Genomic DNA, 22,539 nt, shown 5'->3' on the forward strand with positions numbered 1-22,539 from the left:
ACATGCACGCATCGCGGCCCCCGACGTGGACACCAGAGGGCGTCGTATGCCGCTGGGCCCGGACCGCGACCGCAGCCAGGTTGCGCTCCGGCGGGCTGGGTCGCAGCGCCTCCGGCGGACTCGGCCCGGATCAGGCTCCGGGGGGCGACCAGGTCCGCGCCACGCGCGCCACGCGCGCGGCGAGCGTGCCCGACGGGTCCTCGAGGGCCGCCTCGAGCTGGTCGGCCCGCTCGACGACCGGGTAGACGCCGGCGAGCCCGGCGGACAGCGCGTCCCTGCGGCCCAGCTCGGACCGGCCCGGCACGGCGACGACGGGGACTCCCCCGCGAGCCGCCGCCTCGGCGACACCGACGACCACCTTGCCGTGCAGCGACTGCCCGTCGAGGGACCCCTCCCCCGTGAGAACGAGGTCTGCCTCGGCGACGTGGGCCGCGAAGTCCACTGCATCGAGGACGGCTTCGATGCCCGAGACCCGCCGCGCGCCGAGGAGGTGGAGCGCGTAGCCGAGTCCGCCGGCGGCGCCGGCACCCGGCTCTCGCTCCGGCCGGATGGCCGTGCCCGTGAGCAGGTCCTTGGCCGGTGGGCGCACCCGGGCGACGACGCTCGCGAAATGGCCGAGCGCCCCCTCGAGAGCCTGGGCCTGCTCCTCGGTCGCACCCTTCTGCCGGGCGAAGACCGCGCTCGCACCCTTGAGGCCGAGGAGCGGTGAGTCCACGTCACTGGCGATGACCAGGTCGACGGAGCGGAAGCGGGCACGCGCCTCGTCGAGACCGGTGAGGTCGTCGGCCGTTGTCGCCGACAGGGCGAGGCCACCGATGGCGAGCCGCTCCCGCGAGCCGACACCGAGGGCAGCGAGCAGGCCCGCTCCGGCGTCGTTGGTACCCGATCCCCCGAGCCCCACGACGATGCGGCGGGCGCCCAGCTCCAGCGCGGCCCGCACGAGCTCACCGACGCCGAAGGTCGAGGTGCGCGTGGGATCCCGCTCGTCGGTGGCGAGCAGGTGCAGCCCGGCGGCCTGGGCGCACTCGATGTAGGCGACCTCGTCGGCGATGAACACGGTCGCCGGGACGGGACGCCCGTAGGGGTCGGACACCACGAGGGCGTGCAGCTCGCCGTCGAGGTTCGCGGCCAGGACCTCGATGAAGCCGGGCCCGCCGTCGGACAGCGGGACGAGCTCGAGGCGGTCGTGCGGAGCGGTGCGGAGCCACCCCTCGGCCATGGCGGCGGCGGCCTGCCCGGCCGTCAGGGTTCCGGTGAAACAGTCCGGGGCGATGAGCACGTGCACGACCCGCATCCTCCCACCATCGAGAGAGCAGTTCGCGACACCCTCCCCCGCGATCGAGAGAGCCGCTGGCGACGCAGGTGTCGCGAACTGCTCTCTCGATCTGGGTCAGGGCAGGAGGAGCGCCGAGTCACCGAACTCGTGCCAGGCGTAGTGCGCTGCCACGGCCGCGTCGTAGGCCTGCTGCGTGAGGTCGGCACCGGCCACCGACTCGACGAGGAGCAGGTGGGAGGCGTCGGGGTTGTGCCAGCCCGTGACCAGCCCACCCACGACCCGCACCGGCCGGTCCGGCGAGATGACGAGGTCGGTCCAGCCGGCTGCTGCCCGGACCACCCCGTCCGCGCCGGTGGCCGACTCGATGGCGCGGGTGGCCGTCGTCCCGACCGCGATGACGCGGCCCCCGACGAACCGCGCGGCGTTGACGACGGCTGCAGCCGACGCGGCCACGGCGAACCGCTCGGGCTGCGGCGCCTCGCCCGCCTCCTGGGAGGACAGCCCGGTGTGGAGCGTCACCGGGACGACGTGCACGCCGCTCGCGACCAGTCGGGTCACGAGATGCGGCGTGAAGGGTCGCGCCGCGCTGGCCATCTCGGCGCTGCCGGGCACCACCCCGAACACCGTCTGGTAGGCCTCGAGCGGGAAGCGGCCACGCAGGTAGCCGTAGGCGATGGGACGTCCACTGGTCTCGAGCAGCCGGCCGAGGTCGCCACCCCGGGGGCCGTCGGGCACCGTCTGAGGATGGTGCGCGGCGGCTCGCCAGAGCCGGTTCCCCTGCCCCGTCGGCGACGAGCCAGCCTCTGGGTAGGGCGTCAGCAGGCTCAGGCGCACGGCCGCACGGCGGTGGCGCCGGCCGCCGAGGGCGAGCTCCACGACGTCCCCCGGCCGGGCGTCGAGGATGGGACGCGAGGCGTCCGGAGCGGCGCGCAGCTCAACGACCCAGGAGCCGTCGTCGAGCTCGCCGCCGACGTGCACGACGAGCCGCCCCCGGCCGGCGACGAGTCCATCGAGCTCCCCGTTGGTCGTCGCGGAGTTGTTGACCACCAGGACGTCCCCGGGCCGCACGTGCTCCGGGAAGGAGCGGAACGTCGCGTGCTCCAGCCTCGTCGTGCCTCCCTCGCTCGCAGCGACGAGGAGGCGGACCTGGTCCCGGTCCAGCCCTCTGGACTCGGGCGGGGCATCCGCGGTCAGGTCGTCGGCGGCCCGGAACCTCGTCGCCGGGGTCCGGGTGAGCTCAGCCGTCATGAGACCGCCCCCGCGCGACCGGCTCTCGCGGCCACCAGCTCGGCTGCGCGATAGCGTCCGCTCGCCGGGCGGAGGTCGAGGAGCTCGAGGATCGCCGGAACCGCGATCTCGTCCGGCAGGGGACGATCGGAGATGTCCTCACCGGGGAAGGCGGCCTGGTGCATCGCCGTCCGCATGTCACCCGGGTCGAGGGCGTAGACGTGGATGCCTCGCTCCTCTCGGCCGAGGGTCACGGCCAGGTGGTCGAGGGCAGCCTTGGACGCGCCGTAGCCACCCCAGGTCTCGTAGTGCTCGACCGCCGCATCGGACGAGATGTCGAGCACGACGCCGTGTCTGGCCTCGACCTGCGGCAGGAGCGCACGGGTCAGGGCGTGGGCGGCGACCACGTTGACCGCGAGGACCTCGACCAGGTCGTCGGCCGACAGGTCCCGCAGCACCCTCAGCGGGCTGGGTCCCAAGGCGCTGGCGTTGTTCACGAGCAGGTCGAGCCCGCCCCACCCGCCGACCACGGCCGCGAGGTGGTCCCGGTGCACCGGGTCCGAGACGTCGCCCGGCCGGGTGACGACGTCGGCGTCGGCGCCGAGGGACTCTGCCGTGGCGGTGAGGTCGGTCGCCGTCCGGGCGGTGAGCAGCAGGCGCCAGCCCCGGCCGGCCAGGGTGGTCGCCAGGGCTCGACCCAGTCCTCGGCCGGCTCCGGTGATGAGTGCAGTGCGTGTGGAGGTCATGCGGACAGGCTCCAACTTCAACCCTGCTTCAGGTCAACCACCTTTCCGCGAACAGGGTGTGGTGGTCGGGAGGAGCCGGTGGACCGGTGGGCACCCGGCGAGCTCAGCGGCATACCCTTTGGGCATGACGACGGACACGGCTGCCGCACCCGCACCCCTGCCCCTGCTCGTCCTCGGGCGCGGCACCGACCTGCACACCGAGCGCGGTGTCGAGTGCCCGGGCGACCTGCCCGCCCCCTCGGACCCCGGGCTCGTCGAGCGGGCGCGAGCCGCGAAGGACGCCCTCGGCGACCGGGTCTTCGTCCTCGGCCACCACTACCAGCGCGACGAGGTGATCCAGTTCGCCGACGTCACCGGTGACTCCTTCAAGCTGGCCCGTGACGCTGCCGCGCGACCGGACGCGCCCTACATCGTGTTCTGCGGCGTCCACTTCATGGCGGAGTCGGCCGACATCCTGACGAGCGACCACCAGACCGTGATCCTGCCCGACCTGGCCGCCGGGTGCTCGATGGCCGACATGGCCGCCATCGCCCAGGTGGAGGACGCGTGGGAGCAGCTGGCAGCCGCGGGCGTCGCCGACCGGACGGTCCCGGTCACCTACATGAACTCCTCCGCCGCGATCAAGGCGTTCACCGGCCGCCACGGCGGCACGGTCTGCACCAGCTCCAACGCCCGGACCGCGCTCGCGTGGGCCTTCGACCAGGTCGGCGGCGTCGCCGGTGACGGCAAGGTGCTCTTCCTGCCCGACCAGCACCTCGGGCGCAACACGGCCGTCCGCGAGCTCGGCCTCACGCTCGACGACTGCGTCGTGTGGGACCCGCACCGTCCCAACGGCGGGCTGACCCCCGAGCAGCTCGCGGGAGCACGGATGATCCTCTGGCGCGGGCACTGCTCGGTCCACGGAAGGTTCACCGTCGACGCGGTCGAGACCGCGCGACGCGAGATACCGGGCGTCAAGGTCATCGTCCACCCCGAGTGCCGCTACGAGGTCGTCGAGCTCGCCGACGAGGTGGGGTCGACGGAGAAGATCATCAACACGATCGCGGCCGCGCCCGACGGCACCTCCTGGGTCGTCGGCACGGAGCTCAACCTGGTCAAGCGTCTCGCCCAGCAGTTCCCCAACCAGCGGATCGCCTTCCTGGAGAAGAACGTCTGCTACTGCTCGACGATGAACCGGATCGACCTGCCGCACCTCGTCTGGGCCCTGGAGTCACTCGTCGAGGGACGGGTCGTCAACCCGATCCGCGTCGACTCGCAGGTGGCGGCAGACGCCCGCATCGCGCTCGACCGCATGCTCGCGCTGCCGGGCACGACGCACAAGGACTGAACGGGTGGCGCAGGGGGCCCGGCACCACGACCGGATCGCCATCATCTCCGACGTCCACGGCAACGTCACCGCGCTCGAGGCCGTGCTGGCCGACATCGAGGGCCGGGGCATCACGCGGATCCTCAATCTCGGCGACGTCGTCGGCAAGGGCCCGCGCGGCTCGGAGGCGATCAAGCTGACCCGCGAGTCGTGCGAGGTGACGGTCCGCGGCAACTGGGACACCTTCATCTCGCGCGAGCCGGTCCAGCCCTTCGAGGGCGGCCAGTGGGTGCGCGACGAGCTGTCGCACGACGACGTGGCTTGGCTCGCGGCGCTGCCCAACGTCCACGAGCTCGTCATGAGCGGCAAGCGGATCCGGCTCTTCCACGCCTCGCAGACGAGCGAGTTCGTGCGGGTGCGGGTCAGCCACACGCACGACGAGTTCCTCGGGATGTTCACCAACACCGACTTCACCGGCCCCTTCGGCGCCGGACACTGGCCGGACGACACGACGCCCGACGTCGTCGGCTACGGCGACATCCACAGTGCCTTCCTCGAGGCGGACGAGGGACTCACGCTCTTCAACGCCGGCGCTGTCGGCAACCACCTCGACGCTCCCACAGCGCCCTACGTGATCCTCGAGGGAAGGTTGGAATCCGTTGCGCCGGAAGCGTTCTCAGTCAACCTCGTCCGCGTTCCCTATGACATCGAGGCCGAGATCTCGGTCGCACGCGACCTCGGCATGCCCGACGTCGAGGCCTACGCGCTCGAGCTGCGCGAGGGGCTCTACCGGGGCAACGGCACACCGTCCTCCTGACGGACCACCACGTCGTATGCCGCTGGGCCGGCTCCCCGCGGACAGCCGGGTCCCAGCGGTCGCTCTGACTCGTCTGCCCCCAGGGCAGTGCGTCAGTGCGTCAGTGCGCGGTCGCAGCTGCCGCCGCCTGGGCGCCGAGGCGGGCGAGGAAGATCGCCTCGGCCTCGCACACCCGGGCGAACTCCTCGAGGTGGAGCGACTCGTTCGCGCCGTGGGCCCTGGTGTCGGGGTCCTCGACTCCGGTGACGATGATGGCCGCCTCCGGGAAGCGCGCGGCGAAGTCGGAGATGAAGGGGATCGAGCCGCCGACGCCCATGTCGACCGGCTCGACTCCCCACGCGTCGCGGAACGAGGAACGCGCCTGATCGTAGAGCGGCCCGTCGGCGTCCGCTGCGAAGCCGGCCCCCTTCTCGGTGAGCTCGACGGTCACCCTGGCCCCCCACGGGGCATGCTCCTCGAGGTGGGCCCGGACGAGCTCGAACGCCCGCGCCGGGTCCTGGCTCGGGGCCAGTCGCACGGAGATCTTGGCCGCGGCCTTCGCCGCGAGGGTGTTGGACGCCTTCTCGATGGAGGTCGCATCGATGCCGATGGTCGTGATCGACGGCTTGGTCCAGAGGCGGGACAGGATGGACCCCGAGCCGATCAGCTCGACGCCGTCGAGCAGCCCCGACTCGGCACGGAAACGCGCCTCGTCGTAGTCGAGATCCGCCGCGACCCCCTCGTCCAGGCCCGCCACCGCGACGTCGCCCGCGTCGTCGTGAAGCGTGGCGAGCAGCTTGACCAGGGCCGTCACGGCGTCGGGGGCGGCACCGCCGAACATGCCGGAGTGCACCGAGTGGTCGAGCGTCTCCACGCGGATGATCACCCGCAGGCCACCGCGGAGCGTGGTCGTCAGGGCCGGCGTGCCGATGGCCCAGTTGCCCGAGTCGGCGATGACGATGGCGTCCGCGGCAAGCCGGTCGCCGTGCCTCTCGAGGATCGCGGGAAGCGACGGGGACCCGGACTCCTCCTCACCCTCCACGAAGACGGTCACACCGACAGGGAGGGCGCCGCGATGCGCTCGGAGGGCGGCGACGTGCGCCAGGACGCCGGCCTTGTCGTCAGCGGCGCCGCGCCCGTAGAGGCGACCGTCACGCTCGACCGGCTCGAACGGGGCACTGTCCCAGTCGGCGTCCTCCCCCGGAGGCTGGACGTCGTGGTGCGCGTAGAGCGTCACGGTGGGGGCGCCCTCAGGGCCGTCGACGTGGCCGATGACAGCCGGGCGGCCGCCCTCGGTGACGATGTCGACCTCGAGGCCCTCGGCCCGAAGGAGCTCCGCGACGGCCTCGGCACTGCGGGCCACCTGCGCCTGGTCGAAGCTCGCCGCCGAGACACTCGGAATGCGGACCAGCGCCTCGAGGTCGGCCCGCACCCCCGGCATCAGCTCGGCGACCCGGTCGCGCACGGCTTGGATCTGGTCAGCGGTCAGCACGTCGTCAGTCACCGTCCGACCCTATCGCCGTGCCGCTGGCGGCCGAGAGCGGCCGGGAGGGGCCGAGAGCGGCCGGGAGGGGCCGAGAGCGGCGGACCCACCTTCGCGGTGCGGCCGTCGCGGGCGCCTGGGCTGTGCTCGCGAGGATCAGCTTCGGCCTCGCGGATCGTCCGGAGGTCCCGCGCCTACCGGGCAGCCGCGCGGACTGTTTGAATCAGAGGATGCGCCTGACCCGCGACGCGGTGCTGAGGGCTCTTGACGCGGTTGCGCGGGAGGGCTTCCTCCCGGCGGCTGCCCGGACCGCCGCAGGTCGGGACGCCCCCATCCCCATCGGGCACGGGCAGACCAACTCGCAGCCCCGGACCGTCGAGACGATGCTGCGGCTGCTCGACGTCCGAGCCGGTCAGCGAGTCCTCGACGTGGGGTCTGGTTCGGGCTGGACCACTGCGCTCCTCGCCCACCTCACCGGCCCCGCCGGCTCGGTCCGGGGCGTCGAGCTCGTTCCCGAGCTCGCCCGGTGGGGCGCGGACAACCTCGCCGCGACCAACCTGACCTGGGCCACCATCTCACCGGTCGTCGACGACGTCCTCGGCGATCCCTACCACGGGCCCTACGACCGGATCCTCGTGTCCGCCAACGCCCGTTCCCTCCCCGACGACCTGGTCGCACAGCTCGCCGACGGCGGCCGCATGGTCATCCCGGTGAACAGCCGGATGGTCGTGGTCGAACGCCAGGGCGCCGAGGTCCGCACCAGCCAGCACGGGTCCTACCGGTTCGTGCCGCTCCGGTGAGCGGGCAGACGCGTCAGATGGCGCTCCGCCTCGGTATCCCCCTCGACCGACCCTGGACGGAGCACCCCCGCTGACCACCTAGAGTTGTCCTCGTGTTCGGACGCAAGAAGACCCTGGACGAAGACCTCGCCTCGCAGGCTCCCGCGCCGCGGCCCGGTGCGAAGAACCGGCCGACGCCGAAGCGTCGTGAGCAGGAGGCCGCCAACAAGCGTCCGCTCATCATCACCGACCGCAAGGCCGCGCGAGGCAAGGACAAGGTCGCTCGCCGCGAGGCGATGGCCAAGCAGCGGGCCGGCATGATGGCGGGCGACGACCGCTATCTTCCCGTGCGCGACAAGGGTCCGCGCCGTCGCTTCATCCGCGACTCCGTCGACGCCCGGTGGAACATCGGCGAGTTCATCCTGCCCGTCATGCTCCTCGTCCTCCTGATCAGCTTCGTCGGCGCGGACTGGGCCACCCTGGTCGTCTTCGTGCTCGTCTACGGGCTCATCCTCGTCGCGATCATCGACGCCCTGCTGATGTGGCTCCGCACGAAGAAGAAGATCATCGCCAAGTTCGGCCAGGCGGAGAAGGGCGACGCGTTCTACGCCGTCATGCGGGCCTTCCAGATGCGCCGCACACGGATGCCCAAGCCTGCCGTCGAGCGCGGCCAGCACCCGTCCTGATCGACCCCGTCGACCCGTTCACACGCCGTATGCCGCTGGGCCGGCACCGTGCAGACCCGGCCCGAGCGGGTGGCTGAGTGAGCCGCTCGCAGCACGCCCAGGTCACCGCCCCCCAGGTGTGGTTCGCTGAGGCATGTCCCTGGTCGCGACACGAGGTGGCCCGGTGGAGGTCGAGCACACGCCCGGCTCCCGGGCACCGGTGCTCTTCCTCCCCGGGGGGCACTGCACGGCCCGAACCCCGGTGGGCCAGCGGGTGTACGCAGACCTGGGACACGAGGTCGTCAGCGTCTCCCGACCCGGCTACGGACGCACGGCCGTCGGGACGCTGAGCTGTCCCGAGTTCACTCCCCTCCTGCGGGACGTGGCCGACGCGCTGGAGATCGACCGGTTCGCGGCCGTGGTCGGCGTCTCGTTCGGTGGGCTGCAGGCGGTGGACGTCGCCGGGTCCGATCGCGTGGCCGACCGACTCATCCTCCACAGCTGCGCGCCGTCGCGGTTCCCCTTCCCGGACACCTGGGCCGAGCGTGTGGGCGCCCCGGTGGTGTTCGGGTTCGCGGAACCCGTGGCCTGGGCCGCGATGCACCGGCTCGCCCGGTCGGAGCGCGGCCTGGCCCTGCTGATGAAGCCCCTCTCGTCGCTTCCCTGGCCCGAGTGGTTCGAGCGATGGTCACCGACCGAACGGTCTGCGGCTCGTGAGGTGTACCTGTCGATGCGCTCCGGCAGGGGTTTCCGTGTCGACCTGCGACAGGCGGGACCCGGGCTGGCCGCAGAGCGGGAGGCGGCCCAGCGACGAGTCGCGCTGCCCGCACTCGTGACGTTCACGCCGAACGACGGGTCCGTGCACCGACGGCACGCGTGGAACTTCGCCGACACCATTCCCGAGGCCACCGTCGTGGAGCTGCCGGCGGCGAGCCATTTGTTCTGGATCGGCCCCGGCCGGCCCGTCGTCAGCGATGCGATCAGGCGGTTTCTGGCCACGAGCGACTGACCGGTCGTCAGCGCTGCTCCACGCCCGCTCCCCCGGTCACCAGGTCGGCGAAGGCCAGTGGCATCCGGGTGACCGCGTAGGTGGCGAAGTAGAGCTTGGCCACCGACCCGTCCGGGCTCCGGACGACCTCGAGGACCTCGCCACGCTCGCGGCCGGCGACGGCTCTGTAGCGGTCGCGACCCTCGGGGGCGAACCGGGTCTCCGACAACGGATCCTCCGTCAGTCGCGACCACAGCTGGCCGTCCCGGACGAAAAGGAAGATGGGTGAGCCCTCTGACCACCAGTGGCCCAACAGCTCCACCAGCTCCGGCCGGGGCTGTTCCGGGGCCCACGCCGGCTCGATCGAAGGCTCGGCATCAATGACGGCCTCCACGAGATCAGTTGCCAGGGCAAGCGGCTCGGCCCCGGCAGTGACGTTCGCGAAGACGATCGCGCCCACCCGCTCCCGCCGTAGAACTCGCAGGCCCGTGAGGAATCCCGGCATCGCGCCGCCGTGCCCGACGAACACCCGGTCGCCGCGGCGGCCCATCCCGAAGCCCAGGCCATAGGCACCGGTCCAGCCGTCGAGGTCGGTCATGATGACGGGTCGGCACATCTCGTCGATCGTCTCCGGGCGCACCACCCGGTCGTCCGGATCCGCCAGGTAGCCGGCGTACGCCGCCATGTCGACGACCGTGGACCACAGACCACCGAGCGGTGCCGTGGCGTTGAGGCTGAACAGCGGCTCCTCGCGAGCCGTCCCGGCGTACGGGTCGATCTGGTAGCCCCTGGCCCGGTCGTCAGCGGGCGCCAGGCCGGTGCGCGTCATCCCGAGGGGGTCGAGGACCCGCTCGCGCACGACGTGCTCCCACTCCTGGCCGGTCACGCGCTCCACCACCTGGCCGAGCAGGCCGTAGGCGAGGTTGGAGTAGTGGAACGCCTCGTGCGCCGGGAGGACCTGCTCCGCCTGGTCCACCCCGGCCAGGAACGCCTCCCGCTCAGGAGCGCTGAGCCCTTCCCAGATGTTGCCGACCGGCTCCCGTTGCAGGCCGGAGGCATGGGCCAGCATCTGACGCACCTCGACCTCGGAGTGCCGGGTGCCGGGCAGGAACTCCTCGAGGGAGTCCTCCAGGCGGAGCAGCCCTTCGTCCCGCAGCGACATGACGGCCAGGGCCGTGAAGGTCTTCGTCACCGACCCGATGAGGAACTGCGTCGAGTCGTCCGCCGCCACGGGCTCCTCGCCGCCGTCGCCGAGTCGCGCCACGCCGACGTGCCCTGACCACGCGAGCGTGCCGTCCCGGACGACCCCCGCGCTGACCACCGGGGTGCGCCAGCGCCGCTGGGCGCCGCTCACCCTGACGAGAAGGTCGCGCTGGACCTCGGACGACCATGGTGGCGGCTGACCCGTCACTCCGGCGCCCGGAGGCTCATCGGTCCGTAGACGACACCGTCTCCGTGGCGCAGCGTCACCGACTCGACCCCGGCCGCCAGCAGGTCCCGCCAGGACTCGCCGAGGTAGTTCTCCGCGTCGCTCTGGGTGGGGAACCCCTTGGTAGCGAGCGCGGGGCTCTCCATCGTCTCGCCGTGGGCATCGAAGTACAGCCAGGTCCAGTCCGAGCTCATGACGCCACCCTAGTTGGACCGGACGGCGTTCCCGGCAGGGTGGCCGGCGGCCCGGGGCCACGATCGAGTCGGTCGCAGTGCCCACTGTCACCAACCTCACCCCGCCCTCTGCACTCGTCGTTTGACGCGGATCACCTCCGTCTGTCACGGTTCGACTACCGATGGGCAATGGGGCAAGCCGGTGTGACTCCGGCGCTGACCCGCAACCGTGACCCCGTCGTCGACACGCTCGACGCCGGGACCAGCCGGAAAACCCGTGTCCGTCCGGCTCCTCATCAGTCTGTCGTGGAAAGCGGACCGGAGACACCAGGACTCAGGACCAACACCTCCGACCTCGGTGCCCCACCGCAGGGAGGTCAACGTGTCCTTTGCCCATCGCGCCCCGCTCCGGGTCGTTCTCGCCGCGCTGCTCACCGCAGCCATCAGCATCCTCACCATGGCGCCCGCCCAGGCGGCCGCCTACCGCTTCTGGGGCTTCTACCAGCTGGCCGACGGCCAGTGGGGGTTCGCCCAGAAGGGCCCTGACCAGATCGTTCCGCAGGACGGCTCGGTGGACGGTTGGCGGTTCGCCGTCGCCGACATGAACGACACCCGGTACCCGCGTGCCACCCTGACGTTCGACCAGCTCTGTGGCTCCACCACCGCCGAGGCCGGCAAGAAGCGGGTCGGCCTCGTCGTCGACTTCGGGCGTCCTGCCGATGCCGCGGACGGCGCGGCCCCCCCGGAGCCGAAGGCCCTCTGCGCCGTCGTCGACGCCGAGGCGACGAGCACCGAGGTCCTGGCGGCCGCCGGTGAGCTCCGCGTCGAGAAGGGTCTCGTCTGCGCCGTGGCCGGCTACCCCGCCACGGACTGCGGTGGAGAGGTCAAGGAGCTGAGCGCCGAGGCCAAGGCCGCCGACACGCCGGTCCAGATCGCCGCCCCGGCCGACTCGACCACCAGCGCAGCGCCCACTCCATCGGCGACAGCAGCCAGCGCCCCCGCAGAGGAGACGTCGAGCGGGTCGAGCACAGCGGCATACGTCATCGCCGCCCTGGCCCTGCTCGCCCTCCTCGTCTTCGTCATCCTGCGCTCGCGCTCCGGCCGCCGGGGCGCCTGAGGGCGCGTCACCATGAGCGCCCGTGAGCGGCTCCAGCACCCCGCAGCCTGGTGGCTGTGGGGTCTGGGGCTCGCCACGGCCGCGTCGCGAACGACGAACCCCGTCCTGCTCCTGCTCGTCATCGGCGTCTGCGTGGTCGTCGTCCTCGAGCGGCGCGACCCCTCGACCCCGAACCCGCTCATCGCGTTCCTCGTCATCGGGGCGGCGATCGTGATGTTCCGGGTCGTCATGACGGTCGTCCTGGGCAACGGCATCCGGGGCGAGACGGTGCTCCTGACCCTGCCTCGCATCCCCCTGCCGGAGTGGGCGGCGAGCGTCCGGATCGGTGGCCCGGTGTCCCTCGAGAGCCTCCTCTTCGCCGGCTACGACGCCCTGCGCCTCGCCGCGATCCTGGCGTGCATCGGCGCGGCCAACGCCCTCGCCAGCCCGCGCCGCCTCCTCCGCTACCTGCCGGCCACCCTCTACGACGTGGGCACGGCCGTCGTCGTCGGCCTCACCTTCGCTCCTCAGCTGCTGACGGACGCGCGTGCCGTCCGGTCCGCCCGTGCGCTTCGGGGGCACGACGGTCGTGGGATGCGGGAACTGGCCAGGCTCGCGGTCCCGGTCCTCGAGACCGCTTTCGAGCGGTCCTTGGGCCTCGCCGCCTCGATGGAGTCGCGTGGTTACGGGCGAGCGATCCGGACGAGCCCCCAGGGGCGACGTGCCGCGTCCCTGCTCGCCGTCGTCGGTGTGCTCGGCGTCCTCGCCGGGCTCTACGGTCTCCTCGACAGCTCGGTCGGCGGCCTCCTCGGTCTTCCCCTCCTGCTCGTCGGGGTTCTGGTGGCCTCCTCGAGCCTGGTCGTGGGTGCGAGCCGGGACGGTCGGTCGGGGCACCGACGCGACCCATGGACCTGGACCGAGTCCCTCACCGTCGCGTCCGGCGCGGTCGCGGGCGGGGTCCTCATCGCCGCAGGCGTCGGCGCCTGGTCGGGGATCGTCCCGTCCCAGCAGGCGGAGGCGCCTGCCGTCCCGGTCCTCGCTGTCCTCGCCGTGCTGGTCGCGGCCCTGCCCGCCTGGTTCACGCCCCGTCCCCGGAGTGTCGCCGCATGATCGTCTTCGACCACGTCACCGTCCGCTACGCCGATGCCGACGAGCCCAGCCTGAGAGACGTCACCCTGACCATCCCGGAGGGCGAGCTCGTCCTGGTCGTCGGTCCCACCGGCAGCGGCAAGTCGACGCTGCTGCGCACCATCAACGGCCTCGTCCCCCACTTCAGCGGGGGCACCCTCACCGGTCACGTCGTCGTGGACGGACACCCCACCGACTCCCATCGGCCGCGCGACCTCGCCACGGTGGTGGGACTGGTCGAGCAGAACCCCGCCTCCACCTTCGTCACCGACGTCGTCGAGGACGAGATCGCCTACGGCATGGAGACGATGGGCCTCGACCCCACGACGATCCGCCGCCGCGTCGAGGAGACCTTGGACCTGTTCGGGCTGACGCCGCTGCGTGACCGGCCGCTCACCGCGCTCTCCGGCGGCCAGCAGCAGCGGGTCGCCATCGCCTCCGTCTTCGCCGCGGGGCCCAGGGTCCTGGTGCTCGACGAGCCCACCTCTGCGCTGGACCCGGTCGCGGCCGAGGAGGTGCTCGCGTCGCTGCACCGGATCGTGCACGACCTTGGGGTCACCGTCGTGCTTGCCGAGCATCGGCTCGAACGCGTCGTGCACCATGCCGACCGGGTCATCCTCATCGACGAAGGTCGCACGTCTGGCCTGCTCGACCCGGCCGTGGCGATGGCCGACTCGCCCATCCATCCGCCTCTCGTCGCCCTGTCCCGCCTGGCCGAGTGGTCACCGACCCCTCTGTCGATCCGGGACGCCCGCCGCCGCGCCAGCGGGCTTCGGGAGCGCCTCGCCGACTTGGCGCCGCTCGGCCTCCTGACGACCGGAGGCAAGGACGCGGTGCACGTCTCGAAGGCGCGGATCCTCCGCGGCGGCCGCCCCGTCATCGACGACCTGTCCCTGTCCCTCTCGGCCGGCACCGTGACTGCGCTCATGGGACGCAACGGCGCCGGCAAGTCGACGCTCCTCGGCGCCCTGGCTGGTCAGCTGCCCGTCTCCCGCGGCTCGGCTCGGATCGCCGACGGTGCCGGCTGGGCCGACCCCGCGGCGCTGCCGGCGAGGCGTCGCGTCGCCCTCGTCGGGCTGGTGCCGCAGCAACCCGAGCTGCTCCTCTACTCCGACTCCGTCGCCGCCGAGTGCGCGGCCGCGGACGATGACTTCCGAGTCGCGGCCGGGACGACCGCCGCGATCCTGGCGCGGATCTCCGGTGGTCTCGACCCCGAGCGTCACCCCCGTGACCTGTCAGAGGGCCAGCGGCTCGAGCTCGCGCTGTCGGTGATCCTCGCGGGCTCCCCCACGGTCCTGCTCCTCGACGAACCCACCCGAGGGCTCGACTACGGGGCGAAGCAGCGGCTCAGCGCTGCCCTGCGTGAGCTCGCGACGACCGGCACCACGGTGCTGCTGGCCACGCACGACGTCGAGCTCGCCGCGGAGGTGGCCGACCGGGTGGTGATCCTCGCCGACGGTGAGCTCGTGACCGACGGGCCGGTGCGGGAGGTCCTGGCCGCGTCCCCCGCGTTCGCTCCGCAGGTGACCAAGGTGCTGCTCCCGCAGACCTGGCTCACGGTCGACGAGGTCGCCGGCGCGCTGGGACGGCCCGCATGACGGGGGTCATCCCCGTCCGCTGGGCGGCCGCAGCGGCGCTCGGTCTCGTCGCCGTCATCGGGCTCGTCGCCTTCGTGTGGCCGTTCTTCGCCTCGGCGGAGTTCGTCCGGGCGCACGGCAACGACACACCGTGGCTCTTTGCCGGCATCCTGGCGCTGCTCACGCTCGTGGTGCTGGCCGAGGTCACTGCAGGACGGCTCGATGCGAAGACGGTCGCGGTCCTCGGCGTCACGGCGGCCGCGGGTGGCGCCATGCGAGTGCTCAGCGCGGGCACGGCTGGCCTCGAGCCGATGTTCTTCGTCATCATCGTCGCGGGACGGGTCCTCGGCCCCGGGGTGGGTTTCGTCTCGGGCGCCCTCGCCCTGCTCACCGGCGCGCTGCTCACCGGCGGCGTCGGTCCGTGGCTGCCGTTCCAGATGATCTGCGCCGGGGGCATCGGGCTGGGCGCCGGCCTGCTACGGCTCCGGCCTGGGGCTCGCGCCGAGCGCTGGGTGCTCGCCGGCTACGCGCTCATCACCGGCCTGGTCTACGGACTCTTCATGAACCTCTGGTTCTGGCCCTTCCTCGGGGCGAACGCCCCGACCGGAATGGGCTTCGTGCCAGGCGCTTCCGTCCCGGACAACCTCAACCACTACGGGATCTTCTACCTCGCCACATCCCTCGGCTGGGACCTGCCTCGCGGTGTCCTCAACGCCGTCCTCGTCGTGGTGGGGGGGCCCGCCCTGCTGCGGGTCTTCCGGCGCGCGGCCCGTCGGGCGGCCTTCGGTGCCGCTGTGAGCTTCGAGCCGCTCGCCCCACCTGGCGTGGTGGGTCCGGCCTCTGAGGCGCTGTCGGGCCCGGGCGCCGCGACCGGCACGCGACCAGACCCGTCGGTCCGATGACTGCGAGAGCGGCCACCACGACGCTCGTCACCGGGCCGGTCCGCAGCGGCAAGAGCCGACATGCGGAGCACCTCGTCGCGGTGCACGACGACGTGCTCTACGTGGCAACGGGTCGTCCCGCGGACGACGCCGACAGCGCCTGGACGGCGCGGGTGCGGTCGCACCAGCAGCGTCGTCCCCGGAGCTGGCGCACCCTCGAGACGGCGGACCTCGATGCCGCCCTCATCAGCGCCACGGGGTCGGTGGTCATCGACTGCCTGGGGACCTGGCTGACCGCTCAGGTGGACCTCGTGGGCTGGGACGACCTCGACCGGGCGGCCGAACACCTCCGCGACCGCACCGCGACCTTCATCGACCTGCTCTGCCGGGCCGGCAATCCCGTCGTCATCGTCACCAACGAGGTTGGCTGGTCCCTCGTCCCGATGACCGCATCTGGTCGGTTCTTCCAGGATGAGCTGGGCCGCCTCAACGCCGCCGTCGCGCGGGTCGCGGCGACGGTCCACCTCGTCGTCGCGGGGCGCGTCGTCGACCTGTCCGACGCCCCCGCCGTGCCCGAGTCGTTCCCACCGCGGACCTTCGATGCGTGACTCGTGGCGTCTGAGCGCGGGGACCTTCCTCGCGGTGCCGGTCCGACCTCCCGGCACGGTCGACCCGACAGTGGCGGGCCGGGCCATGGTCCTGGCGCCGGTCACGGCCCTCCCCATCGGGGCCGTGTGGGCGGCACTGGGGCTGGGTGCCCACCACGGGTTCATCAGCCCGCTCCTCGCCGGAGTCCTCGGCCTCATCGGTGCCGCCCTGCTGAGCCGCGCGATGCACCTCGACGGACTCGCCGACCTCGCTGACGGCCTGACCTCCGGACCACGTCGCACCCGTGCCCTCGAGGTGATGAAGAAGGGCGACACCGGGCCGGCTGGCGCAGCCGCCCTCGTCCTCGTGCTCGCCCTGCAGGCGGCCGCGCTCGAGTCGCTCCTCGACTCGGCGGCCGGTGCCGTCCTCGCGGTCACCGCCCTCGTGTCGAGCCGTCTCGCGCCGGCGGTCGCGTGTCGCCGTGGCATGCCCGCTGCCCGCTCGGGTGGCCTGGGTGCCGCCGTCGTGGGAACTGTCTCGAGGGGCGCCCTGCTGGTGGCCGTGGCCGGGGTCCTGCTCGGGGGTGGAGTCCCGCTGGCCCTCCTCGGGACGTCACCGTATGCCGCTGGGCTCGTCGCCGGGGCCGCCCTCCTCGGCGCATGGATCGTCACGCGCCATGCGGTTCACCGCCTCGGCGGCATCACTGGGGACGTCATCGGCGCGACCATCGAGATCTCCCTGGCGGCGGCGCTCGTCGCGGCCTCGGTCTGTGCAGCGGTGGTCGGGCCGCCGCGGGGTGACCAGCTGACGACGGATCAGGCGAGCGCCTGCTCGACTCGCGCCATGGCTTCCGACTCGCTCGCCGACGTGTCGTCGGCAGCGGCAGCCACGTCGCGACAGCTCGCCAGCACCGTGGCGCGGTAGTCCTCGACGAGGCCCGGCGCCTTGGCCCGCAGCGTCGCCACCGCCTGTCGGAGCGAGTCGAGGGTGGCGGTCGCGAGCTCGTCCTTCGTGCCGGCTCGGGGCATGGTGGGCAGGCCGCCCTGCACGAGAAGCTCGCGGACGCCCGCGGGTGCCGACTTCACCGCCTTGGACGCTGCAAAGGACTCCTTGAAGGTGTCGAAGAAGCCGCTCTCGGCCTGGGAGACCAGCACCCCAGCCATGATGGCCGCGGAGCGGACGAGGTTGCGCTCGTCCGGTGACAAGGAGGCGCTCTGCGCAGCCGCTCGGTCCTGCCCGAGGGCGGTGCTCGGGTCGCTGGCTCCGGGGCGTGGCGTGTCGGTCATCGTGTCTCCTGTGCGTCGGCGGGGCGGGCTGTGGGTCCCGCCCGCCCCGTACCCACCCGGAGGGTCGACCACCCGGGCGGCCGCGTCAGGACTCGCGGACCTGGACCTCGACGAACGGCGGCTTGACGACGCGCGCCTGCACAGCCCGACCGCGGACGTCGATGTCGACGACGTCGCCCTCCGTGACATCCGGGTGGAGCAGCGCGAGGGCGATGCCCTGCTTGAGCGTCGGCGAGAACGTGCCGGACGTGACCTCCCCGACCGGCGACCCGTCCCTGGAGACGGCACAGTGCGGCCGCGGGATGCCGCGCCCCGTCACGAGCAGCCCGCGGCTGACACGGGGCGGGTTCGCCTTCTCGGCAACCAGTGCTTCCTTCCCCCAGAAGGACTCCTTCTTCCAGCCCACGGCCCAGCCCGCCCTGGCCTGGACCGGCGTGATGTCGAGGGACAGGTCCTGCCCGTGCAGTGGGTACCCCATCTCGGTACGCAGGGTGTCGCGGGCGCCGAGCCCGCACGGCTTGCCCTCGAACGGCACCATGGCGTCGACGATGGCGTCCCACAGCGCGGTCGCATCGTCCCAGAGCGGCACGAGCTCGTAGCCGCGCTCCCCGGTGTAGCCCGTGCGGCACACGATGACCGGCCGACCGTGCCAGTCGGCTTCAACGAACGACATGTAGTCGTGGCCGGTGGGCAGCCCCAGCGCGCCGAGCACCTCGTCGCTGCGGGTTCCCTGGACGGCGATGACGCCGTAGGCCTGGTGGAGGTTGGTCACCTCGATCCCGGCCGGAGCGGCCGCCTGCAGACGGCGCACCACCTCGGCCGTGTTGGCGGCGTTGGGGATGAGGAAGACGTCATCGTCGGACTTGAGGTAGACGATCAGGTCGTCGACCACGCCACCCGACTCGTCGCAGCAGAGCGTGTACTGCGCTTGTCCCGGGGAGATCCGTCGGACGTCGTTGGTGAAGCAGGAGTTGACGAAGTCGGCCGCTCCCGGACCCTTGACGGAGGCCTTGCCCAGGTGACTGACGTCGAATGCGCCGACGCGTTCGCGGACGGCGGTGTGCTCCGCCACGACGCCCCCACCCGGATACTCGATCGGCATGTCCCAGCCGCCGAAGTCGGCCATCTTCGCGCCGAGTGCGACGTGACGGTCGTGCAGGGGGGAGGTCAACGGGGAGGTCGTCCCCGACGTCGTTGTCGTCATACGGTCAACCTAGCGCGGCCGGCGGCGCCTATCATCGTCGCCACATGCGCGGACCAATGGCGCTACCCGTGCCGGTCCCTTCCTGGGCGCCCGCCCACGCACCTCGACAAGGAGTCCCTCGTGGCGAACCTCACCCTCTCCACCCGCGCCGCTGCTGAGGCCGGCGGCGACGCACTCGTCATCGGCCTGGTCTCGGGCGGGGACGGCGCGAGTCTCGCCCCCGGCCACGGCCTTTCACGGAAGACCGTGACCCACCTCAAGGCAGTGGCCGCGGACCTCGATCTCACCGCCAAGGTGGGTGAGGTGACCGCCGTGGCGGCAGTCCCCGGAGTGGCGGCCCGGGTGGTCGTCCTCGCGGGGATCGGGGAGCTCTCGACGCGCCCTGACACCGAGGCGCTCGAGGGCATCCGGCGCGGCTTCGGAGCCGCCATCCGGACCCTGAGCAAGAAGAAGAAGGTCGTGGCCGTCGTCCCGGGCTCGTCAGCGGCGCTCGTCGCCGCGACGGCGGAGGGAGCGGCGCTCGGCGCGTACACCGTGGCGAAGGCCGGCGCCCCCGCCACTGACGGAGTCTCGGCCATCGCGATCGTGGGGCCCGCTGACGCGGCCGCGCGCAGGGCCGTGAAGCGGGCGGCGGTCCTCGCGCAGGCCGTCGCCTACACCCGGGACCTGGTCAACCTGCCGCCGAACCTGCTCTACCCCGCCACGTTCGTCGACTCCCTGGCAGAACGCACCAAGGGAAGCAAGGTCAAGCTGAAGAGCTACGACATGAAGCAGCTTCGCGCCGGAGGCTTCGGCGGCACCGTCGGCGTCGGTCAGGGCTCCGCGAACGATCCCCGGATCGCCGTCCTGACCTACGCACCGGCCCGGCCCAAGGCCTCGATCGCACTGGTGGGCAAGGGCATCACCTTCGACTCGGGCGGGCTCTGCATCAAGCCGGCCGCGAGCATGGTGACGATGAAGAGCGACATGGCCGGCGCGGCCGCCGTCGCCTCCGCGGTCCTCGCCATCGCCGAGCTCGGCCTTCCCGTTGCCGTGACCGGCTATCTCGGCCTGGCCGAGAACATGCCCAGCTCCACCGCCCAGCGCCCGAGCGACGTCGTGACGATGCGCGGGGGAAAGACGGTCGAGATCCTCAACACCGACGCCGAGGGGCGCATGGTGCTCGGCGACTGCATCGCACTGGCGAGCGAGTCCGCGCCGGACGCCATCGTCGACGTCGCGACACTGACCGGCGCCCAGGTGGTCGCCCTCGCCGACACGGCCGCGGTCATGGGCAACGACGACGGCTTCCGGACCCGGGTGCTCGACGCGGCCTCAGCGGCCGGGGAGGCGATGTGGCCCATGCCGCTGCCGAAGGACCTGCGCCCGGGCCTCGACTCGATCAACGCCGATCTCGCTCACAAGGGCGGGGTCGAGGGAGGCATGCTCACGGCGGGCATCTTCCTCGGCGAGTTCGTGGGCGAAGGCATCCCGTGGAGTCACATCGACATCGCCGGGCCCTCCTTCAACGACAAGACACCGAGCGGCTACCTGCCCAAGGGCGGGACGGGCTTCGGCGTGCGCACCTTGGTCTCGCTCGTCGAGAGCTACGCCTGACGAGTCGAGTGCGCACTTCCTGCCCCGGCGCGCTCGCGGCGCGCTGTCCGGAAACGGCAGGAAGTGCGCACTCGACTCAGCGCACTGACTCAACGTGACTCAGCTGCCGGCCTTCCGCCGGAACATCTGCTGGGCCTTCGCCGGACCATGGGCCCCGTGGACCTTGGATCGATCCTGGTCGTCGGAGACGTCCTTGCCGCCGTGGGCGTGCTTCTTGGCTAGTGCCTCGCGGAACTTGGCCTTCATCTCCTCGCTCGGTCCGTGCTCCGAACCCTCCTGCTTGGACATGGGTGGTACCTCCTTGAGCGACGCGGACCTGACGGTCCCACACTCTCAGCCCACCGGCATACGTGCCAATCCTTTCGGCTCTCAACCCGGTCAGCGAGCTCACGCGTCAGGCCTCAGGCGTCGCCTCGCCGCTTGCGGCTGTTCCACTCCCGCATGCGGTTCGGGTATCCGGTGTGGTTGACGTCGTACACCGGCACGCCGAGACGCTGGGCCACCTCGAAGGCGTCCTTGCGCTGGCCCACGGCCCGCCGTGTCCACTCACCGTCCCACGCGATGAGCACGACCGTCGTGGGCGTCACGCTGGTGGCCGGTTCGACGTAGGCCTCGACGCCACGCCGTGTCTCGACGAAACCGCGCAGATGCTCCTCGACCGCCTTGCGGTCGATGTCCATCAGCGGGCCGTCGGAGCGCCCCAGCACGGGGGTGTCCTTGGAGCGACGGCGACGGGAGAACCAGGCCATGCCCGCACAATACGACGCGCGCGCGCCGGGGCCGGTGGGACCGGCCCCGCGTGACCTCCCTGTGACGTCGCTCTCGATCAATGACAAGATGCTTCTTGCGTCGCCCAACCCGTGACGCGCCCGTATGACCCACCCCGTCATCGACCCGTGAAGGAGCACCAGCACATGTCGGCTGAAGCCGCAGACGACTACGACGTCGTCATCCTCGGTGGGGGGTCCGGCGGCTACGCCTGTGCCCTCCGGTCGGCACAACTGGGCCTCAAGGTCGCACTCGTCGAGAAGGGCAAGCTCGGCGGCACGTGCCTCCACCGAGGGTGTATCCCAACCAAGGCGCTGCTCCATGCTGCCGAGGTCGCCGACGTGGCTCGGGAAGGATCGCGCTTCGGGGTCAAGACGACCTTCGAGTCCGTCGACATGTCAGCCGTCCACTCCTACAAGGACGGCGTCGTCGCCCGGCTCTTCAAGGGCCTCCAGGGCCTCGTCAAGTCAGCCCAGATCGACTACGTCGAGGGCACGGGATCCCTCGCCGACGCGAGGACTGTCGTCGTGGGCGACCGGCGTCTGACTGGCAAGAACGTCGTGCTCGCCACGGGCAGCTACGCCAAGAGCCTGCCCGGTCTCGAGATCGGCGGCCGGATCATGACATCCGACCAGGCCTTGGCCATCGACCAGGTCCCGGCCAGGGTCGTGGTGCTCGGAGGCGGGGTCATCGGCGTCGAGTTCGCGTCCGTGTTCAAGAGCTTCGGCGCCGAGGTGACGATCGTCGAGGCGCTGCCCCACCTCGTCCCCGCGGAGGACGAGGCCATCAGCAAGCAGCTGGAGCGGTCGTTCCGAAAGCGAAAGATCGCCTTCAAGACCGGCGCCCGCTTCGCTGGTGCGACCCAGGTGGGCGACGTGGTCACCGTCACGCTCGAGTCCGGAGACACGATCGACGCCGACCTGCTGCTGGTGGCCGTCGGCCGTGGGCCAGTCACCGAGGGCTTGGGTTACGAGGCTGCCGGAGTCACCCTCGAGCGGGGATTCGTCCCCACGGACGAGCGGCTGCGCACGACCGTTCGCGGCTTCTACGCCGTGGGTGACATCGTGCCGGGGCTCCAGCTGGCCCACCGCGGCTTCGCCCAGGGAATCTTTGTCGCCGAGGAGATCGCCGGGCTCTCCCCCAGCGTCATCAACGAGTCCGGCATCCCGCGGGTGACGTACTGCGATCCCGAGGTCGCGTCCGTCGGACTGACCGAGGCCCAGGCCCGGGACGCCTTCGAGGACGTGGAGACCTACGAGTACAACCTCGGGGGCAACGGGAAGTCCCAGATCTTGGGCACTCAGGGGTTCATCAAGCTGGTTCGGCGCAAGGATGGACCCGTGGTGGGTGTTCACATGATCGGTGCCCGGGTGGGCGAGCAGGTCGGCGAGGCGCAGCTGATCGTCAACTGGGAGGCCCACCCCGAGGACGTCGCAGCCCTCGTCCACGCCCACCCGACGCAGAACGAGGCCGTCGGTGAGGCGCACCTGGCCCTCGCCGGGAAGCCTTTGCACGCGCACGCTTGAGCCAGTAACTGGGAAGAGGAG

The 22,539-nt window shown here is 71.9% G+C and carries 23 protein-coding genes and 1 riboswitch; of the genes, 13 read left to right on the forward strand and 10 right to left on the reverse strand.

Translation table 11 applies throughout. From position 1 onward, the window contains the following. Positions 1–130 precede the first annotated feature (130 nt). From ABWV20_RS07815 to ABWV20_RS07825, 3 genes are all read right to left on the reverse strand, one after another. Positions 131–1,285, reverse strand: coding sequence for a glycerate kinase family protein (locus tag ABWV20_RS07815; RefSeq protein WP_502901769.1), 1,155 nt, complete (start codon positions 1,283–1,285; stop codon positions 131–133). Positions 1,286–1,390: 105 nt separating this feature from the next. Then, positions 1,391–2,524 carry an S-adenosylmethionine:tRNA ribosyltransferase-isomerase gene (locus ABWV20_RS07820; RefSeq protein WP_353354330.1) on the reverse strand — a complete coding sequence of 378 codons (1,134 nt, stop codon included), beginning with the start codon at positions 2,522–2,524 and terminating at the stop codon, positions 1,391–1,393. Then, entirely contained in the window at positions 2,521–3,249 is a 729-nt protein-coding gene (locus ABWV20_RS07825) for an SDR family NAD(P)-dependent oxidoreductase (RefSeq protein ID WP_353354332.1), read from the reverse strand. Before ABWV20_RS07825 ends, ABWV20_RS07820 begins: the two co-directional genes overlap by 4 nt. A 124-nt stretch (positions 3,250–3,373) precedes the next feature. On the opposite strand from ABWV20_RS07825, the gene nadA reads away from it, so the two are divergent. Further along, entirely contained in the window at positions 3,374–4,576 is a 1,203-nt protein-coding gene (gene nadA / locus ABWV20_RS07830; RefSeq protein WP_353354334.1) for a quinolinate synthase NadA, read from the forward strand. 4 nt (positions 4,577–4,580) lie between these two features. Beyond that, complete coding sequence (locus ABWV20_RS07835) at positions 4,581–5,372, forward strand: metallophosphoesterase family protein (protein WP_353354335.1); 792 nt, start codon at positions 4,581–4,583, stop codon at positions 5,370–5,372. Between the two features lie 100 nt (positions 5,373–5,472). Here the strand turns inward: ABWV20_RS07835 and ABWV20_RS07840 are convergent, their stop codons facing one another. After that, positions 5,473–6,855 (reverse strand): dipeptidase, encoded by a 1,383-nt coding sequence (locus tag ABWV20_RS07840; RefSeq protein ID WP_353354336.1) that lies wholly within the window; start codon positions 6,853–6,855, stop codon positions 5,473–5,475. A gap of 209 nt (positions 6,856–7,064) precedes the next feature. On the opposite strand from ABWV20_RS07840, the gene ABWV20_RS07845 reads away from it, so the two are divergent. From ABWV20_RS07845 to ABWV20_RS07855, 3 genes are all read left to right on the forward strand, one after another. Then, complete coding sequence (locus tag ABWV20_RS07845; RefSeq protein WP_353354338.1) at positions 7,065–7,634, forward strand: protein-L-isoaspartate O-methyltransferase family protein; 570 nt, start codon at positions 7,065–7,067, stop codon at positions 7,632–7,634. A 92-nt stretch (positions 7,635–7,726) separates the two neighbouring features. After that, on the forward strand, positions 7,727–8,299 hold the full coding sequence (locus tag ABWV20_RS07850; RefSeq protein WP_353354339.1) for a DUF3043 domain-containing protein: 573 nt from the start codon (positions 7,727–7,729) through the stop codon (positions 8,297–8,299). Positions 8,300–8,462: 163 nt separating this feature from the next. Then, the gene (locus ABWV20_RS07855) at positions 8,463–9,287 is read left to right on the forward strand and encodes an alpha/beta fold hydrolase (protein ID WP_353354340.1); all 825 of its coding nucleotides are present in this window, start codon (positions 8,463–8,465) and stop codon (positions 9,285–9,287) included. Positions 9,288–9,294: 7 nt separating this feature from the next. On the opposite strand, the gene ABWV20_RS07860 is transcribed toward ABWV20_RS07855, so the two are convergent. Together ABWV20_RS07860 and ABWV20_RS07865 are read right to left on the reverse strand one after the other, a co-directional pair. After that, positions 9,295–10,620, reverse strand: coding sequence for a serine hydrolase domain-containing protein (locus ABWV20_RS07860; protein ID WP_353354342.1), 1,326 nt, complete (start codon positions 10,618–10,620; stop codon positions 9,295–9,297). A 53-nt stretch (positions 10,621–10,673) separates the two neighbouring features. After that, positions 10,674–10,889: a hypothetical protein gene (locus tag ABWV20_RS07865; RefSeq protein WP_353354344.1), complete on the reverse strand. Its 216-nt coding sequence runs from the start codon at positions 10,887–10,889 to the stop codon at positions 10,674–10,676. 130 nt (positions 10,890–11,019) lie between these two features. Further along, positions 11,020–11,153: riboswitch (cobalamin riboswitch) on the forward strand. Between the two features lie 97 nt (positions 11,154–11,250). Here ABWV20_RS07865 and ABWV20_RS07870 point away from each other — a divergent pair. The 6 genes from ABWV20_RS07870 to ABWV20_RS07895 are packed head-to-tail and all read left to right on the forward strand — an operon-like array spanning position 11,251 to position 17,062. Beyond that, positions 11,251–11,985 (forward strand): SCO2322 family protein, encoded by a 735-nt coding sequence (locus ABWV20_RS07870; RefSeq protein WP_353354346.1) that lies wholly within the window; start codon positions 11,251–11,253, stop codon positions 11,983–11,985. Between the two features lie 12 nt (positions 11,986–11,997). Then, a complete protein-coding gene (locus ABWV20_RS07875; RefSeq protein WP_353354347.1) occupies positions 11,998–13,074 on the forward strand; it encodes an energy-coupling factor transporter transmembrane component T in 1,077 nt (358 codons plus the stop codon). After that, positions 13,071–14,690 (forward strand): ABC transporter ATP-binding protein, encoded by a 1,620-nt coding sequence (locus tag ABWV20_RS07880; protein ID WP_353354349.1) that lies wholly within the window; start codon positions 13,071–13,073, stop codon positions 14,688–14,690. Before ABWV20_RS07875 ends, ABWV20_RS07880 begins: the two co-directional genes overlap by 4 nt. Further along, the gene (locus ABWV20_RS07885; protein WP_353354351.1) at positions 14,687–15,571 is read left to right on the forward strand and encodes an ECF transporter S component; all 885 of its coding nucleotides are present in this window, start codon (positions 14,687–14,689) and stop codon (positions 15,569–15,571) included. The genes ABWV20_RS07880 and ABWV20_RS07885 overlap by 4 nt, the downstream gene beginning before the upstream one ends. Next, positions 15,568–16,158 carry a bifunctional adenosylcobinamide kinase/adenosylcobinamide-phosphate guanylyltransferase gene (locus tag ABWV20_RS07890; RefSeq protein ID WP_353354352.1) on the forward strand — a complete coding sequence of 197 codons (591 nt, stop codon included), beginning with the start codon at positions 15,568–15,570 and terminating at the stop codon, positions 16,156–16,158. Before ABWV20_RS07885 ends, ABWV20_RS07890 begins: the two co-directional genes overlap by 4 nt. Then, on the forward strand, positions 16,151–17,062 hold the full coding sequence (locus ABWV20_RS07895; RefSeq protein WP_353354354.1) for an adenosylcobinamide-GDP ribazoletransferase: 912 nt from the start codon (positions 16,151–16,153) through the stop codon (positions 17,060–17,062). Before ABWV20_RS07890 ends, ABWV20_RS07895 begins: the two co-directional genes overlap by 8 nt. Here the strand turns inward: ABWV20_RS07895 and ABWV20_RS07900 are convergent. Both ABWV20_RS07900 and gcvT read right to left on the reverse strand, forming a co-directional pair. Continuing rightward, entirely contained in the window at positions 16,954–17,424 is a 471-nt protein-coding gene (locus ABWV20_RS07900) for a hypothetical protein (RefSeq protein WP_353354356.1), read from the reverse strand. The two genes, ABWV20_RS07895 and ABWV20_RS07900, sit on opposite strands and share 109 nt — an antisense overlap. Before the next feature lie 85 nt (positions 17,425–17,509). Further along, on the reverse strand, positions 17,510–18,628 hold the full coding sequence (gene gcvT, locus ABWV20_RS07905) for a glycine cleavage system aminomethyltransferase GcvT (protein WP_353354358.1): 1,119 nt from the start codon (positions 18,626–18,628) through the stop codon (positions 17,510–17,512). Positions 18,629–18,748: 120 nt separating this feature from the next. On the opposite strand from gcvT, the gene ABWV20_RS07910 reads away from it, so the two are divergent. Beyond that, positions 18,749–20,224 carry a leucyl aminopeptidase gene (locus ABWV20_RS07910; protein WP_353354359.1) on the forward strand — a complete coding sequence of 492 codons (1,476 nt, stop codon included), beginning with the start codon at positions 18,749–18,751 and terminating at the stop codon, positions 20,222–20,224. 99 nt (positions 20,225–20,323) lie between these two features. On the opposite strand, the gene ABWV20_RS07915 is transcribed toward ABWV20_RS07910, so the two are convergent. Both ABWV20_RS07915 and ABWV20_RS07920 read right to left on the reverse strand, forming a co-directional pair. After that, positions 20,324–20,512: a DUF5302 domain-containing protein gene (locus ABWV20_RS07915; RefSeq protein ID WP_353354360.1), complete on the reverse strand. Its 189-nt coding sequence runs from the start codon at positions 20,510–20,512 to the stop codon at positions 20,324–20,326. 113 nt (positions 20,513–20,625) lie between these two features. Further along, the gene (locus ABWV20_RS07920) at positions 20,626–20,973 is read right to left on the reverse strand and encodes a hypothetical protein (RefSeq protein ID WP_353354362.1); all 348 of its coding nucleotides are present in this window, start codon (positions 20,971–20,973) and stop codon (positions 20,626–20,628) included. A gap of 165 nt (positions 20,974–21,138) precedes the next feature. Here ABWV20_RS07920 and lpdA point away from each other — a divergent pair, with 165 nt between their 5' ends. Then, on the forward strand, positions 21,139–22,518 hold the full coding sequence (gene lpdA, locus ABWV20_RS07925; RefSeq protein ID WP_353354363.1) for a dihydrolipoyl dehydrogenase: 1,380 nt from the start codon (positions 21,139–21,141) through the stop codon (positions 22,516–22,518). Positions 22,519–22,539: the final 21 nt, after the last annotated feature.

It is taken from the genome of Intrasporangium sp. DVR (genome assembly GCF_040365325.1).
In the GTDB taxonomy this organism is placed as follows: domain Bacteria; phylum Actinomycetota; class Actinomycetes; order Actinomycetales; family Dermatophilaceae; genus Intrasporangium.

Bases quoted from the DNA above. Each gene is read 5' to 3' on its own strand.
- ABWV20_RS07820 (WP_353354330.1), bottom strand. From the start codon at position 2,524: ATGACGGCTGAGCTCACCCGGACCCCGGCGACGAGGTTCCGGGCCGCC.
- ABWV20_RS07825 (WP_353354332.1), bottom strand. From the start codon at position 3,249: ATGACCTCCACACGCACTGCACTCATCACCGGAGCCGGCCGAGGACTG.
- nadA (WP_353354334.1), top strand. From the start codon at position 3,374: ATGACGACGGACACGGCTGCCGCACCCGCACCCCTGCCCCTGCTCGTC.
- ABWV20_RS07845 (WP_353354338.1), top strand. From the start codon at position 7,065: ATGCGCCTGACCCGCGACGCGGTGCTGAGGGCTCTTGACGCGGTTGCG.
- ABWV20_RS07865 (WP_353354344.1), bottom strand. From the start codon at position 10,889: ATGAGCTCGGACTGGACCTGGCTGTACTTCGATGCCCACGGCGAGACG.
- ABWV20_RS07875 (WP_353354347.1), top strand. From the start codon at position 11,998: ATGAGCGCCCGTGAGCGGCTCCAGCACCCCGCAGCCTGGTGGCTGTGG.
- ABWV20_RS07880 (WP_353354349.1), top strand. From the start codon at position 13,071: ATGATCGTCTTCGACCACGTCACCGTCCGCTACGCCGATGCCGACGAG.
- ABWV20_RS07885 (WP_353354351.1), top strand. From the start codon at position 14,687: ATGACGGGGGTCATCCCCGTCCGCTGGGCGGCCGCAGCGGCGCTCGGT.
- ABWV20_RS07890 (WP_353354352.1), top strand. From the start codon at position 15,568: ATGACTGCGAGAGCGGCCACCACGACGCTCGTCACCGGGCCGGTCCGC.
- ABWV20_RS07895 (WP_353354354.1), top strand. From the start codon at position 16,151: ATGCGTGACTCGTGGCGTCTGAGCGCGGGGACCTTCCTCGCGGTGCCG.
- ABWV20_RS07900 (WP_353354356.1), bottom strand. From the start codon at position 17,424: ATGACCGACACGCCACGCCCCGGAGCCAGCGACCCGAGCACCGCCCTC.
- gcvT (WP_353354358.1), bottom strand. From the start codon at position 18,628: ATGACGACAACGACGTCGGGGACGACCTCCCCGTTGACCTCCCCCCTG.
- ABWV20_RS07915 (WP_353354360.1), bottom strand. From the start codon at position 20,512: ATGTCCAAGCAGGAGGGTTCGGAGCACGGACCGAGCGAGGAGATGAAG.
- ABWV20_RS07920 (WP_353354362.1), bottom strand. From the start codon at position 20,973: ATGGCCTGGTTCTCCCGTCGCCGTCGCTCCAAGGACACCCCCGTGCTG.
- lpdA (WP_353354363.1), top strand. From the start codon at position 21,139: ATGTCGGCTGAAGCCGCAGACGACTACGACGTCGTCATCCTCGGTGGG.